Source organism: Streptomyces chlorus (assembly GCF_042655885.1).
Taxonomy (GTDB): domain Bacteria; phylum Actinomycetota; class Actinomycetes; order Streptomycetales; family Streptomycetaceae; genus Streptomyces; species Streptomyces chlorus.
Genome location: NZ_JBHSOA010000009.1, coordinates 421048 through 435686 on the forward strand (window position 1 = coordinate 421048; position 14639 = coordinate 435686).

The following is a 14639-nucleotide window of genomic DNA, read 5'->3' on the forward strand; positions in this document are numbered from 1 at the left end:
ACAGGACACACGAGCACAGGACGAAGACCGCGGTACGAAGGACGACGGCACGAAGGATCACAGCACGAAGGGGGACACATGCCGACTGCGGTGACGGACGTGGAGCAGGAGCGGCTGCGGCGGTGGCGGCTGGTGCTGGGCGGGGGCGTGGCGGACGGCATCGGATGCAGTCTGGCCGGGCAGGACGCCGCCATGGACGGAGCGCTCACCGCGCTCTACGGAAAGGAGGACGGGTCGCGGAAGGGAAGCAAGCCGCAGGCAGGGCAGGAGCGTTCGGCGGGGCTGGGGGCGTCCGCGCCGTCGGTGGCGCGCTGGCTCGGGGACATTCGGACCTACTTCCCGTCCTCCGTCGTCCAGATCATGCAGCGCGACGCCATCGACCGGTTGGGGCTCGCCACCCTCCTCCTGGAACCGGAGATGCTGGAGGCGGTCGAGGCCGACGTCCACCTCGTGGGCACCCTGATGTCGCTCAACAAGGCGATGCCGGAGACGACGAAGGAGACCGCACGGGCCGTCGTCCGCAAGGTCGTCGACGAACTGGAGAAGCGGCTCGCCACCCGCGCCCGGGCCACCCTCACCGGCGCCCTCGACCGGAGCGCCCGCGTCAACCGGCCCCGTCACCACGACATCGACTGGAACCGCACCATCGCGGCCAACCTCAAGCACTACCTTCCCGAGTACCGGACGGTCGTGCCCGAGCGGCTCATCGGCTACGGGCGTGTCGCGCGGTCGGTGAAGAAGGAGGTCGTCCTCTGCGTCGACCAGTCCGGGTCGATGGCGGCCTCCGTCGTCTACGCGTCGGTGTTCGGGGCGGTCCTCGCGTCCATGCGGTCGATCGACACGCGGCTCGTCGTGTTCGACACGGCGGTCGTCGACCTCACGGACCAGCTCGACGACCCCGTCGACGTGATCTTCGGGACCCAGCTCGGCGGCGGTACGGACATCAACCGGGCGCTGGCGTACTGCCAGTCGCAGATCACCCGGCCGGCGGAGACGGTGGTCGTCCTCATCAGCGACCTTTACGAAGGGGGCATCCGCGACGAGATGCTCAAGCGGGTCGCGGCGATGAAGGCGTCCGGGGTGCAGTTCGTGACGCTGCTGGCGCTGTCCGACGAGGGGGCGCCCGCCTACGACCGGGAGCATGCGGCCGCACTTGCCGCACTGGGCGCGCCGGCGTTCGCCTGTACGCCCGACCTGTTCCCGGAGGTGATGGCCGCGGCGATCGAGAAAAGGCCGCTGCCGGTACCGGACCCGGTGTGAGGAGGCATGGGGGAACGAGGAGGGAGAAGAGGCGGCACGGCGCACCCTGCGCCGCACACCGACCCGACCCCCGACCCCCACGCCCCCCGGCGGGAACCCGGACGGCACGAGGGGGCAACCGCACCGCCGCCGACCACGGCACCCCGCGTCACAGGGATGCCCAAGTCATCACCGTGAGTCACCACCCCTGCCTCCTGCTCGGCCCCGGCACCACCACACAGGCCGATGAAACCGAGACGCGGCACCGGTACCGGGACGTCCCCGTCGTCCCCGCCCACAACGGGCGGGCCGCGCTCCCTCGGCCGGCCATGTCTGTCCGGGACCCCTCACGGTGTCGTGGGCCCGCCTGCCGGGTCGACCAGGCCCCCTCTGCGTGCGGCCATCCGAGCCCTGGACCTCCCCGCCCGGTCCGGTCACCGACGCCTGAGCCACTCGGGCCCAGTCCACCCCAGCCCTCCCCGGCCTCCCGCAGTCGGATTCCGCCCGCGCCATCCGTACGTCCTGCATGCCCTGCGCGCCGCGTACGGCATGTACGGCATGTACGCCAAGAACACCGCGACGTCCCGTACGTGCCGTCCCGCACACCTCGTGTCGCACACCCGTGCCGCACGCCGTGCGACGCGTTCCGCCCTGCGCGTACGAAATCTGACTCGCGAGTAATGAAAACTCCAGGGGGCATCCGGGCATGGACGGCCGAACACCATCGGCTTGTCCGGCCGTAAACCAGTGGAGGGGATGACCGGCCCCCATGGGGGTGGGATCGGTCATCCCGCACCCCGGAGAGTAGGAACATCCCTGCCTCTTCGGGTGCGCGGAGGGCCTCACCGGGTCAACCCCAGCCCGGTGAGGCCACTCACAGGTGGCACTCTGTGTCACCAATCCGGGCATCATGTGACAGGTATCACCGCTCAGGTGTGACCCCGGGATTTCGAGACGCCTCGCAACCGGCTATAGCCTGCGAGGTGGACATGCCGCGCGCTCGGTCACCGTGTGCGCTCCCCTTGTGACACAGCGGACGTCGTCACGTTGCCCTTCGCGGCACGCCCACGCATCAACGAACCGCGAGATCACTGATAGGGACGGAAGCGCGTGGACCTGTTCGAGTACCAGGCGAGGGACCTCTTCGCCAAGCATGATGTACCGGGGCTGGCCGGTGAAGTCATCGACACGCCTGAGGCGGCGCGCGAGATCACCGAGCGTTTCGGCGGCAAGTCCGTCGTCAAGGCGCAGGTGAAGGTCGGTGGCCGCGGCAAGGCCGGTGGCGTGAAGCTGGCAGCAACCCCGGACGAGGCCGTCGCCCGCGCGACGGACATTCTCGGCATGGACATCAAGGGCCACACGGTCCACAAGGTGATGATCGCCGAGACCGCTCCGGAGATCGTCGAGGAGTACTACGTCTCCTTCCTCCTCGACCGTGCCAACCGCACCTTCCTCTCCATCGCGTCCGTCGAGGGCGGCATGGACATCGAGGAGGTGGCAGCCACCCGTCCGGAGGCCGTCGCCAAGACGCCGATCGACGCCAACGAGGGCGTGACCCCCGAGAAGGCGCGCGAGATCGTCGAGGCCGCGAAGTTCCCGGCCGAGGTGGCCGACAAGGTCGCCAACGTCCTCGTCACGCTGTGGAAGACCTTCATCGCCGAGGACGCGCTCCTCGTCGAGGTCAACCCGCTGGCCAAGGTCATCTCCGGTGACGTCCTCGCCCTCGACGGCAAGGTGACCCTCGACGACAACGCCGAGTTCCGTCACCCCGACTTCGAGGCGCTCCACGACAAGGCCGCGGCCAACCCGCTGGAGGCCGCCGCCAAGGAGAAGAACCTCAACTACGTCAAGCTCGACGGCGAGGTCGGCATCATCGGCAACGGCGCGGGGCTCGTGATGAGCACCCTGGACGTCGTCGCCTACGCCGGTGAGGCGCACGGCGGCGTGAAGCCCGCCAACTTCCTCGACATCGGCGGTGGCGCCTCCGCCGCCGTCATGGCGAACGGCCTGGAGATCATTCTCGGCGACCCGGACGTCAAGTCCGTGTTCGTCAACGTCTTCGGTGGCATCACCGCCTGCGACGAGGTCGCCAACGGCATCGTGCAGGCGCTGCAGCTGCTCGCGGACAGGGGTGAGGAAGTCACCAAGCCGCTGGTCGTGCGTCTGGACGGCAACAACGCCGAACTGGGCCGCAGGATCCTCTCCGACGCCAACCACCCGCTCGTGCAGCGTGTGGACACCATGGACGGCGCGGCCGACAAGGCCGCCGAGCTCGCGGCTGCGAAGTAAGGGACGAGGGACTAAACAGCCATGGCTATTTTCCTCAACAAAGACTCCAAGGTCATTGTCCAGGGCATGACCGGCGCCACCGGCATGAAGCACACCAAGCTCATGCTGGCCGACGGCACGAACATCGTCGGCGGTGTGAACCCGCGCAAGGCGGGCACCTCCGTCGACATCGACGGCAACGAGATCCCGGTCTTCGGTACGGTCGCCGAGGCGATCGAGAAGACCGGTGCGAACGTATCCGTCCTCTTCGTACCGCCGGCGTTCGCGAAGTCCGCCGTCGTCGAGGCGATCGACGCCGAAATCCCGCTCGCGGTCGTCATCACCGAGGGCATCGCGGTCCACGACTCGGCCGCGTTCTACGCGTACGCCGTGTCGCAGGGCAACAAGACCCGGATCATCGGCCCGAACTGCCCCGGTCTGATCACCCCGGGCCAGTCGAACGCCGGCATCATCCCGGGCGACATCACGAAGCCGGGCCGCATCGGCCTGGTCTCGAAGTCCGGCACGCTGACGTACCAGATGATGTACGAGCTGCGGGACATCGGCTTCTCCTCGGCCGTCGGCATCGGTGGCGACCCGGTCATCGGCACGACCCACATCGACGCGCTGGCCGCGTTCGAGGCCGACCCCGACACCGACCTGATCGTGATGATCGGTGAGATCGGCGGCGACGCCGAGGAGCGGGCGGCGGCGTACATCAAGGAGAACGTGAAGAAGCCGGTCGTCGGCTACGTCGCGGGCTTCACCGCGCCCGAGGGCAAGACCATGGGCCACGCCGGCGCCATCGTCTCCGGTTCGTCCGGTACCGCCCAGGCGAAGCAGGAGGCCCTTGAGGCCGCGGGCGTCAAGGTCGGCAAGACGCCGACCGAGACGGCCAAGCTGGCGCGCGAGATTCTCGCAGGCTGATCGGCCGCAGAACAACGGATGGGCCTGTCCCCCCTGGGGAGACGGGCCCATCCGTTGTTCTGGACCCGGTTCAGGTTCCGGTTCCGGACCCGAGCCCGTCACCATGACTGCGGTGCCAGCCGCTCCGGGCCGTGCAGCAGTTCCTTGCGGAGCTTGGTGCGCAGCTTCCGCTCCTTGTCCGAGAGGGGCCGCCCCGGCGCCACGCGCGACGGCACCCCCTGGACCGTCTCGCCGGGCGGCACCGGCGGGTCGTAGTGGGTGGGAGCCGTGTGCAGGGTGAGCGCGGTGGCGCCGATCAGGGTGAGCGTGAAGGCGATGGCGGCCCGGGTCCAGAAGCGGGCCCTGCGCTCGCTGCCGTCGCGCACCTTTGGCGGTTCGGCCGACCGGAGGTGTTCGGCGGAGGCCAGTTCGGCCAGCCGTTGGTGCAGTACGAGCGGATCCGACAGTTCCGGCAGCCGGGCCGCGAGGATCTCGTGTGCGTGCAGCAGGCGACTCGCGGCCGCGGGCGTGCTCGCCTCCGTCTCCGCCGCGGTCTCCGGCAGGTCGATGCCGACACCGTCGTAGAGCACGACCGTGCGGCGGTACGGCGGCGGCAGGTGCAGCAAGGCGTCCAGCAGCGCGCGGTCGGAGGGCTGCGAGGGTGGTGGTTCCGGGCGCCAGTAGCGAGGTCGGAACCGGTGCCACGGGGCGAGCGCCCACTCGTACGCCGCCGCGCGCACCCAGCCGGCCGGGTCGCGGTCGCGGGCCACCTCGGGCCAGCGTTCCCAGGCCAGTTGGAAGGCCCGCTCGACCGATTCACGCGCCAGGTCGCGACGGCCGGACAGTAGATACGCCTGTCGTACGAGCGTGGGGGCGCAGAAGACGTACAGGGCATCGAACGTCTGAGTGGGCGTCAGGGTGGTGGGATCGGCAGCCTCCTCCTGGGCGGACCGGACGGACCGGGCGTGCGGCCGCAGGCGGCTCCGTCCGTCAGAGCGCACCGAGGGCTTGGCCGACTTGATGAGTTCGGAGGGCTCGGAGGTCTCGGTGCGGTCGGAGGGCTCCGGGGATCCCGGCTGCCCGGTGGGCTCGGGTTTCGTCGGGGTGGTGGCGGTCAGCAGCTTCGCGTACGCCTCCCCCTTCCGGCCGCGCGGTGCGGTGCGGCCGGACTCCCACGCATGCACCGTCTCGCGGCTGACGCCGACCCGCCGGGCGAGCTGAGCCTGGGACAGCGAGTGGGACTCACGCAGGCGTCGGCGTTCCTCGGGCGGGGGGAGGGGGGTGGCAGGGCTCCGTGTCACAGGACACCCCTTCGTGCGAAAAAGTGCATAGACGTATATTGAGCGACACAGCGGCGCTTCGCCTGTTACACAGGTAAAGCGCGTGTCGTTGGGAGCATGGCGGGTGTGATCCAGACGACCGCTCGCCGAACGAGACCTGCCCTCCTGCTCACCCGGATGCGCGACCGCTCGCCAGGGCTGGGCTCCGCCCTTCTCGGCGGTGCCCTCGCGGCGGGGCTCGGACTCGCCGCGTTCGCCATGCTCGTGATGCTGCTGTGGATCAGCTCGCCGTACCCGGACAGCGGTCCCGACGGTGCGCTGAACACTGCGGCGGCGCTGTGGCTGCTGGCACACGGTGCCGAACTGGTCCGCACCGACACGCTCTCCGGTGTGCCGGCCCCACTCGGCGTCCCGCCGTTGCTGCTGCTCGCGCTCCCGGTGTGGCTGCTGCACCGGGCGGCCCGCGACGCCACCGACGGGGGCGCGTCGGACTCGTCGGGCGACGCCCCGCTCGTCGAGGGCCCGACGGTCTGGGCGGGCGTCGTCCTCGGCTACCTGACCGTCGGCACGCCCGCCGCGTTCTACGCCGCGGGCGGTGAGCTGCGGCCGGCGTGGGCGTCGGTCGGGGTGTGCGTGCCGCTGGTCGCGATGGTGGCCACGGGTGGAGGGGTGTGGCGGGCGTACGGCTGCCCGCGAGGGCCGCTGGAACGGACCGTGGGCGCGCTGCTGCCGAGAGGAGTACGCCATCTGCTCCTCGGCCCGGACGGACGCCTCGGCGTCGCGGCGCGCGCGGCGGCGGCCGGGGCGGCGGTGCTCGTCGGCGGCGGGGCGCTGCTGCTGACGGTGTCACTGCTGTGGCACGGCGGCGAAACCCAGATGGCCTTCCTGCGGCTGACGGAGGGGTGGTCGGGGCAGGTCGCGGTGCTGCTGCTCGGCATCACCCTGCTGCCGAACGCGGCGGTGTGGGCGGCGTCGTACGCCCTGGGCCCCGGGTTCCTCCTCGGCGTCGGCCATGCCGTGACACCGCTCTCCACCTCACCGGCCTCGCTGCTGCCCGGGTTCCCGCTCCTTGCGGCGGTGCCGGACGCGGGGGCGGGGACGCCGGTGAACTGGGCCGCCGGGACGGTGCCGTTGGCAGCAGGGGCGGTGGCGGGGTGGTACGTCGCGAAGGGCGCCACGACGGCCGGGCACCCGGCGGAGCCCGGAGGCGAGCGGTCGGGACAGGAGCCGGACGCGGTCTGGTCACCGGGCCGGACGGCCGGTGTCGCCGGAGTGGCGGCGGCGCTGTGTGCGGCCCTGCTGGCGATGCTCGCCGCGTTGGCGGGCGGGCCGATGGGGGTCGCCGCGCTCTCCCGGTTCGGGCCGGTGTGGTGGCAGACGGGGGGCGCGACGCTGGTGTGGATCGGGCTGGTGGCCACGGTGACGGCCCTGGGGGTACGGGCCTGGCGGTGCCGCACGCCCCGGAGCGAACGGGCGGAGCGGGCACCGGCGGGCGCGGACGAGGAGATGTGGGCAGGGGTGCGGGTGGGCGCGCGGGCACGGATCCCGAGGATCGGCAGCCCGCGCCGGGGGCCACCGTAGGGTGAACACCGGCGCGACGGCCGGCGGCCGACGGCTCCGGGGTGCCGCCGACCCCTACGACTTCCTTCCGGCGGACCCCGTCCCCGGCGGACCCCGTCCCCGGCCGAGCCCCTCGGCCGAGGGGGCTCGGCCGTGACCTCCCTGAGAGTGGTCTGCCCACCACTCCCGAAACCCCGAAGCCGCCCCCTGCCCAGTAGGGCGGGAGGCGGCTTCGGGAAGCGGGGGCGGGGAGCGGCGGCTGGTCGGCCGTCATCCGGCCGTCAGTCGGCTGTCCCGAGCAGGTTCCGGAGCTCGTCCGGCAGGAGCTTGTTGCAGGACTCCTTGGACTGCTGAGTGAGGGCGTCACTCGTGCATGTGTAGTAATCCTGGTAGACCACCTGTGCCGTGAAACTGACGGCGACCAGGATGAGAGCCAGGGAGGCCGTGACCAATCCGCTCACCGCCGCCGTGGTCTGCGGGCGGCCCTTCTGTGGGCGGCCCGCCTGCTCGGGCGGTGCCGGGGAGTCGGGGTCGGAGGCCGCGCGGGGTTTGGCCCGCAGGGCGCTGACGGCCCAGTACACGGCGAGCGCACCCAGCAGCAGCGCGACGTACGGCCAGCCGAACAGGGCGAAGAAGAAGGCCCACATGCCGGACAGCAGGGAGTAACGCGCCCGGCGCTGGGCCGGATCCGTGGGATCCCAGCGTGGGCCAGGGCGTTGAGGGCCGCCGGCCCCGCCGCCGCCCTGCCCCTCCGGACCGCGCGGGCGCTCGCCGAAGCCGCCGGAGGAGCGGCCGGGCTGCCGGTCGCTCCACCGCCCGCCCCAGGAGGAGCGGCCGCCGCCGTCTCCCTGGCCGCCGCCGTCACCGCCCTCGTCGTCGGACGGGTGCCGGGGCTGCCAGGGCTGGTCGGGAGATCCCTCCGGTGGCGGCGCGAACGGATTGTTCTCCTCGGAGCCACGGCGCCTGTCGCTGCCCTCGCCCTGGGTCGTCCCGGGCGGCGAGGAGGGGCGCTCCCGCAGCAGCACGGCGCCACGCTCCCCTCCCTGCACCGACGGCTGGGGGAACGTGAGGAATCGCAGGCTGCGGTCCGGCATCAAGTGAGCGTCTTCCCCTTAATCAAGTCAATCAAGTTACGACTGTGACGACTAATGCTCGATTACTGTTTCTACTTCTACGGCTACTGCTCGACGGGCTGGACATGCGCGGCTGAGCTGGAGCGTTCCCGTCCGCTTTCCGGTCTCGGCGCCTTGTCCTGTGAACGCCTGGTGCGCAGGTGGCGTTCCCGGGTGACCGGACGTTCCCGGACGTTCCCGAACCGGCTCTTCCCAGACGCTACCTTCCGGCCACGCCCCCGTCCCGTGGGGGCCGCCCCCTGTGCCGGTATCGTTGCTGGCGGTCGGCCGCTTCGTAGACTTCCCCGTATCCGAGGGCACGAAGCATTCGTATGAATGTACAAAGTGCTGGTCTCCGACCGCACCAGCGCTCCCCGAGAAAGGGCCCCACCGTGGCCGCCAAGCCCGTGGCCGAGCGCGCCAAGCGTCTCGTCGTGCTGGTCTCCGGATCCGGCACCAACCTTCAGGCGCTCCTCGACGAGATCGGCGCCGTCGGCGCCGAGGCGTACGGAGCCGAGGTCGTGGCCGTCGGCGCCGACCGTGGGGGCATCGAGGGGCTCGCCCGCGCCGAGCGTGCCGGGCTGCCGACCTTCGTATGCCGGCTCGGGGACTTCGCCACCCGCCAGGAGTGGGACGCGGCGCTCGCCGAGGCCGTCACCGCCCATGAGCCCGACCTTGTGGTCTCCGCCGGGTTCATGAAGATCGTGGGCAAGGAGTTCCTCGCGCGCTTCGGCGGGCGGTTCGTCAACACCCACCCTGCCCTGCTGCCCAGTTTTCCCGGAGCCCACGGCGTACGGGACGCGCTCGCGTACGGCGCCAGGGTCACCGGCTGCACCGTCCACTTCGTCGACAACGGCGTCGACACCGGGCCGATCATCGCGCAGGGCGTGGTGGAGGTCCGGGACGAGGACGACGAGAGCGCGCTGCACGAGCGCATCAAGGAAGTCGAGCGAAGGCTGCTCGTCGAGGTCGTGGGGCGGCTCGCCCGCAACGGCTATCGCATTGAGGGACGAAAGGTAGTTATCCAGTGACCGCCGAGAGCAACAAGCGGGCCATCCGACGGGCGCTCGTCAGCGTCTACGACAAGACCGGCCTCGAGGACCTCGCGCGCGGCCTGCACGAGGCCGGCGTGGAGCTCGTCTCCACCGGGTCCACCGCCGGCCGCATCTCCGCCGCCGGCGTCCCCGTCACCAAGGTCGAGGAACTCACCGGCTTCCCCGAGTGCCTGGACGGCCGCGTCAAGACCCTGCACCCGAAGGTCCACGCGGGCATCCTCGCCGACCTGCGCCTCGACAGTCACCGGCAGCAGCTCGGCGAGCTGGGCGTGGAGCCGTTCGACCTGGTCGTGGTGAACCTCTACCCGTTCCGCGAGACCGTCGCCTCGGGCGCGACGCCCGACGAGTGCGTCGAGCAGATCGACATCGGCGGACCGTCGATGGTGCGCGCCGCGGCGAAGAACCACCCCTCGGTCGCCGTGGTGACCAACCCCGCCCGCTACGCCGACGTCCTGTCGGCGGTGCAGGACGGCGGCTTCGACCTCGCCACCCGCAAGCGGCTCGCCGCCGAGGCCTTCCGGCACACCGCCGCGTACGACGTGGCGGTCGCCTCCTGGTTCGCCTCCGAGTACGCCCCCGTGGACGAGTCGCGCTTCCCCGACTTCCTCGGCGCCACCTGGGACCGCGCCCACACCCTGCGCTACGGCGAGAACCCGCACCAGCCCGCCGCCCTCTACACGTCGACCGCATTCATCGGCGGCTCCGCCGCGGGCGGCGGCCTGGCCGAGGCCGAGCAGCTGCACGGCAAGGAGATGTCGTACAACAACTACACGGACACGGACGCCGCCCGCCGTGCCGCGTACGACCACAGCGAGCCGTGCGTCGCGATCATCAAGCACGCCAACCCGTGCGGCATCGCGGTCGGCGCGGACGTCGCCGAGGCGCACCGCAAGGCGCACGCCTGCGACCCGCTGTCCGCGTTCGGCGGTGTGATCGCGGTCAACCGCCCGGTGTCCAAGGAGATGGCCGAGCAGGTCGCCGAGATCTTCACCGAGGTCGTCGTCGCGCCGGACTACGAGGAGGGCGCCCTCGAGGCCCTCACCAAGAAGAAGAACATCCGCGTGCTGCGCGCCCCCGAGGCCCCCGCTGCCCCGGTCGAGGTCAAGCCGATCGACGGCGGCGCCCTCCTCCAGGTCACCGACCGTCTCCAGGCCGAGGGCGACGACCCGGCGAACTGGACCCTGGCGAGCGGCGAGGCGCTGTCCGAGGCGGAGCTGGCCGAGCTGGCCTTCGCGTGGAAGGCGTGCCGGGCCGTGAAGTCCAACGCCATCCTGCTCGCCAAGGACGGTGCCTCGGTCGGCGTCGGCATGGGCCAGGTCAACCGGGTCGACTCGGCGAAGCTCGCGGTGGAGCGGGCGGGCGCCGAACGCGCGGCCGGTTCCTTCGCCGCGTCCGACGCCTTCTTCCCCTTCCCGGACGGCCTGGAGATCCTCACCGGGGCCGGCGTCAGGGCCGTGGTCCAGCCGGGCGGTTCGGTCCGCGACGAACAGGTCGTCGAGGCAGCGAACAAGGCCGGTGTGACGATGTACTTCACGGGGACGCGGCATTTCTTCCACTGAGCGCCACGCCGTCCGGCGACACGACACCACATGTCCGTGCCCCGGGCGGCCGTCGGGCCACCCGGGGCACGGGCGGGCCGCGTCCCCCGAGGGACACGACCCGCCGCAGGAACGGCTCGGGTCAGCAGCTGTTTACCCAGCGGTGCGAGCGGACCCGGATCCCCGGCAGATTCACCGGTTCCCCGGGCGCCGCGCACGCGGGCGTCCCGGCGAAGTCCGCTCGGTGTGGTCGAGGGTGAACGCCGGGGCAGTGGCAGTGGCAGTGGCAGTGGCAGTGGCGGCGCCGGCCAGGCCGTGGCGCTCGACGCTGCGGAAGGTGTGGCGCGGTGCCCAGACATCGAAGGCGAGCAGGTCACCCGCGGCGGGCAGCACCACGCGCGAGAACTCGAACGGCACCGGCGCGTCCAGCCGCCCCGGTCCCACCTTGACGTGCTCGCCCGCGCCGTCCGGGTTCCCGACGACGTACGTCCGGCCCCGGCTGAGGTCGCTCAGCACCCGGAAGGCGCCCTGTGCGGTGAACACACCGGCCCTGCGGGAGACCCCGTCGTGGTCGATGCGGAGGTCGTTGAGCTGCGCGGCCCGGCCGAAGGCGAGGCTCTCGCCGGGAGCGAGCCGGAGTTGTGTGCTGCGGTGTCCAGCGTCCCCCGGGGTCGGCGGAGGTACGACGATCATGCTGTGCAAAGTGCGTCTCCCCGTGCCTGACGGCTACCTCGTCAGACCGGGGCGACGCCCCGGGGCCGTGTCTCCCCCGTATGGGTGAGACACGGCCCCGGGGCGTGATGGGCCGGAAGTGGCGTCCGACGCGGCCGGCACAGTCGCGGATCGGGTGCGGCGGAGGACGGGCCCTGCGGCGAAAGCCGCCCAGTTGAGGGTGGGTTCAGCGGCGGAACCGGCTCAGTACCGGGGCCGGTTGAACCACTGACTTCCGTTCCGGTTGGCACAGAACACGATGATCAGGACACCGAGCAACAGGCTGATCAACGCGAAGACGTTGGCGCCGATCAGGGTGAGTACGCTGAACAGCGTGACCACCGAGGCGTAGATGATCGCGGAGACGCGCACCCCCCCGTACCCCGTGGCCATTTTCACGCCAGTGAAGATTGCCCAGAACGCGAACGCCAAAGCGATCACACCGAACACGATCATGATGCCCGCGCTGACGTTGCCGATGGTGCTCAGGTCCTCCGACGAGATGTTCGGGTCCGAGGAGACGTTCGGGTCGGAGGAGATCTCCTCCTCGATGAAATCGGCGAGCCGGCCGCTGGCCACGATCATCAGCAAACCGCCGAGGACCTGGAACCCTCCGAGCACGAACAGCATCACCCGCGCGGCCTTCACACTGCCCGGCATGACCGTGACGGGACCCGGCCCACCGTAGGACCGCGGCGGTGAGGGATAGCCGTAGCCGGAGGACTGCTGCTGGGGATAGCCGTAGCCGGGCTGACCGGAGTGCTGCTGGGGCGGCTGCCCGTAGGGGTTGTTCGGGTCGCCGAAACTCATGGTGATTCTTCCTCCGTTGTCGCTTCAGGTGCGGGGACACGCGGGGCGCGGTTCGGAGGAAGCTCTACAGATGCGGTCCGTCCCCCCGGTACTGCCCGCGGCACTGTGCGTTCATCGTTCTCGACGGATCTGCCGGTTGTCCAGCCGCAGACAGATTGTGTTGTGCAAGTGCAACATTGCTGATCTTGGCTGGATGAGGGTGGAACATGGCCGGTGCGGGAGTGGACCGGGGCCGGCGTGTGGGATCGCGAACCTCGCGGCTGCCCGGAGCGCGCCCGCGGTACGACCCGGGTACGACCCGGGTACGACCCGGGTACGACCCGGGTACGACCCCGGTACGCGGCGCCCGGAATGCGGGCGGATTGGAACCCGGGCCCGGTCATCCGCGAGGATGGGGTCATGACCGCCCAGATTCTCGATGGCAAGGCCACCGCAGCAGCGATCAAGTCCGATCTGACCGCCCGCGTGGCGGCGCTGAAGGAGAAGGGCGTCACGCCCGGCCTCGGCACGATCCTCGTCGGGAACGACCCCGGCAGCCAGAAGTACGTCGCCGGCAAGCACCGGGACTGTGCCCAGGTCGGTATCGCCTCCATCCAGCGGGAGCTGCCCGAAACGGCCACGCAGGAGGAGATCGAGGCGGTCGTCCGTGACCTGAACGAGGATCCGTCCTGCACCGGGTACATCGTCCAGCTGCCGCTGCCCAAGGGCATCGACGAGAACCGCATCCTCGAACTCATGGACCCGGACAAGGACGCCGACGGCCTCCACCCGATGAACCTCGGCCGTCTGGTCCTGAACGAGCCGGCCCCCCTGCCCTGCACCCCCAACGGCGTCCTCACCCTGTTGCGCCGCTACGGCGTGGAGATCAAGGGCGCGGAGGTCGTGGTCGTCGGCCGCGGGGTGACCATCGGCCGCCCGATGCCGCTGCTGCTGACCCGGCGCAGCGAGAACGCCACCGTGACCCAGTGCCACACCGGCACCCGCGACCTGTCGGCGCATCTCAAGCGCGCGGACATTATCGTCGCCGCCGCCGGCTCCGCCCATCTCGTCCGCCCCGAGGACGTCAAGCCCGGCGCGGCCGTTTTGGACGTCGGCGTCTCCCGCACCGCCGAGGGCAAGATCGTGGGTGACGTGCACCCCGGCGTGGCCGAGGTGGCCGGCTGGATCTCCCCGAACCCCGGCGGTGTCGGCCCGATGACCCGGGCCCAACTGCTGGTCAACGTGGTTGAGGCGGCGGAGCGCAGTGTCGGCTGACCACAACGCCCGAAAAGCGGAGACCAAGGCCCGCGGGACCGGGATGAACCCCCGTGAGACGCAGGAGCCGGAGCAGGGGCAGGAGCAGGAACAGGGGCAGACCCGGGAGCAGGGGTCCCAGGAGCAGGAGAGGAGGCAGGAACGGAAGCCGGTCGAGGGCGTCGTCGAGGAGGCCACGGTCACCGACCCCGTCAGCGCGCCCGACGCCGCGGGGCGGCCGCGGCGCGCCACCCGCCGCTTCCCGCTGTTCACCAGGGACACCGCACGCCCGGAGGGCGGCGGCCGGGCCGCACCGGGCGATGCTCCCGCACCCGCACGGCAGTGGCCGATCCTCGCAGTGCTGCTCGTGGCCGGACTCGGCCTGCTGCTGACGGCGTTCGACCTGTTCCGGATCGGCACGCTGCTGATCGGCGTGGCGCTGCTGGCGGGCGGGGTACTGCGCTGGGCGGTGCCGGACGTCGGCATGCTCGCCGTGCGCTCCCGCTTCACGGACATCGTCACGTACGGCGGCCTGGGCCTCGCGATCGTGCTGCTGGCGCTGATGGTGCAGCCCAGACCCTGGCTGGAGATCCCGTTCCTGAAGGACACCCTGCACTTCACCGTCAACAACAGTTGACGCCGCCGCTGCCTCGTGCCGTCCGGTGAACGGCGGTCCGTCCTCACCCCCGTGAAAGGACGGGCCGCCGCCGGAAACAACCTTCCTGCACCGCGAACCGGCTGTTCAACGGCTCTCCGGACGCTGTGGCACGGAAGTGACCGTTCCGCTACGTCCCCCGGATGGCCCTGGAAACTTCCCGAAGAGCCCCCGGAGCACAGTCGGCATGATAATCATGGCGATCCCGGACAATCGTGATGTCCCACGCGTTGTACTGGTTCCGTTCGGCCGAAGGAGGCGCCGATGGGAGA

11 protein-coding genes and 1 pseudogene are annotated in these 14639 nt (G+C 71.0%); 8 read left to right on the forward strand and 4 right to left on the reverse strand.

Going from position 1 to position 14639, the window contains the following annotated elements; genetic code table 11:
• The first annotated feature begins 78 nt into the window (after positions 1-78).
• The 3 genes from ACFPZI_RS06315 (at position 79) to sucD (ending at position 4434) form a co-directional block, all read left to right on the forward strand.
• Positions 79-1260, forward strand: coding sequence for a VWA domain-containing protein (locus ACFPZI_RS06315; protein WP_381359250.1), 1182 nt, complete (start codon positions 79-81; stop codon positions 1258-1260).
• A gap of 1089 nt (positions 1261-2349) precedes the next feature.
• A complete protein-coding gene (gene sucC, locus ACFPZI_RS06320; protein WP_381359252.1) occupies positions 2350-3528 on the forward strand; it encodes an ADP-forming succinate--CoA ligase subunit beta in 1179 nt (392 codons plus the stop codon).
• A 21-nt stretch (positions 3529-3549) separates the two neighbouring features.
• A complete protein-coding gene (gene sucD / locus ACFPZI_RS06325) occupies positions 3550-4434 on the forward strand; it encodes a succinate--CoA ligase subunit alpha (RefSeq protein WP_381359255.1) in 885 nt (294 codons plus the stop codon).
• 98 nt (positions 4435-4532) lie between these two features.
• Here the strand turns inward: sucD and ACFPZI_RS06330 are convergent, their stop codons facing one another.
• Positions 4533-5714: a helix-turn-helix domain-containing protein gene (locus ACFPZI_RS06330; RefSeq protein ID WP_381359257.1), complete on the reverse strand. Its 1182-nt coding sequence runs from the start codon at positions 5712-5714 to the stop codon at positions 4533-4535.
• A 105-nt stretch (positions 5715-5819) separates the two neighbouring features.
• On the opposite strand from ACFPZI_RS06330, the gene ACFPZI_RS06335 reads away from it, so the two are divergent.
• Positions 5820-7274, forward strand: a complete 1455-nt coding sequence (locus ACFPZI_RS06335; protein WP_381359259.1) for a cell division protein PerM — start codon at positions 5820-5822, stop codon at positions 7272-7274.
• Positions 7275-7534: 260 nt separating this feature from the next.
• Here ACFPZI_RS06335 and ACFPZI_RS06340 read toward each other — a convergent pair whose 3' ends face one another.
• A complete protein-coding gene (locus tag ACFPZI_RS06340; protein WP_381359261.1) occupies positions 7535-8347 on the reverse strand; it encodes an MFS transporter in 813 nt (270 codons plus the stop codon).
• 410 nt (positions 8348-8757) lie between these two features.
• Between ACFPZI_RS06340 and purN the strand changes: the two genes are divergently transcribed.
• Both purN and purH read left to right on the forward strand, forming a co-directional pair.
• Entirely contained in the window at positions 8758-9396 is a 639-nt protein-coding gene (gene purN / locus ACFPZI_RS06345; protein WP_381359264.1) for a phosphoribosylglycinamide formyltransferase, read from the forward strand.
• The gene (gene purH, locus ACFPZI_RS06350; protein ID WP_381359267.1) at positions 9393-10979 is read left to right on the forward strand and encodes a bifunctional phosphoribosylaminoimidazolecarboxamide formyltransferase/IMP cyclohydrolase; all 1587 of its coding nucleotides are present in this window, start codon (positions 9393-9395) and stop codon (positions 10977-10979) included. The genes purN and purH overlap by 4 nt, the downstream gene beginning before the upstream one ends.
• Positions 10980-11195: 216 nt before the next feature.
• Here the strand turns inward: purH and ACFPZI_RS06355 are convergent.
• Positions 11196-11660 (reverse strand): annotated as a pseudogene (locus ACFPZI_RS06355) (FHA domain-containing protein); the annotation flags it as partial.
• Between the two features lie 213 nt (positions 11661-11873).
• Complete coding sequence (locus ACFPZI_RS06360; RefSeq protein WP_381359269.1) at positions 11874-12479, reverse strand: hypothetical protein; 606 nt, start codon at positions 12477-12479, stop codon at positions 11874-11876.
• A 399-nt stretch (positions 12480-12878) separates the two neighbouring features.
• On the opposite strand from ACFPZI_RS06360, the gene ACFPZI_RS06365 reads away from it, so the two are divergent.
• Both ACFPZI_RS06365 and ACFPZI_RS06370 read left to right on the forward strand, forming a co-directional pair.
• A complete protein-coding gene (locus tag ACFPZI_RS06365; protein WP_381359272.1) occupies positions 12879-13733 on the forward strand; it encodes a bifunctional methylenetetrahydrofolate dehydrogenase/methenyltetrahydrofolate cyclohydrolase in 855 nt (284 codons plus the stop codon).
• Complete coding sequence (locus ACFPZI_RS06370; RefSeq protein WP_381359273.1) at positions 13723-14349, forward strand: DUF3017 domain-containing protein; 627 nt, start codon at positions 13723-13725, stop codon at positions 14347-14349. The genes ACFPZI_RS06365 and ACFPZI_RS06370 overlap by 11 nt, the downstream gene beginning before the upstream one ends.
• Positions 14350-14639: the final 290 nt, after the last annotated feature.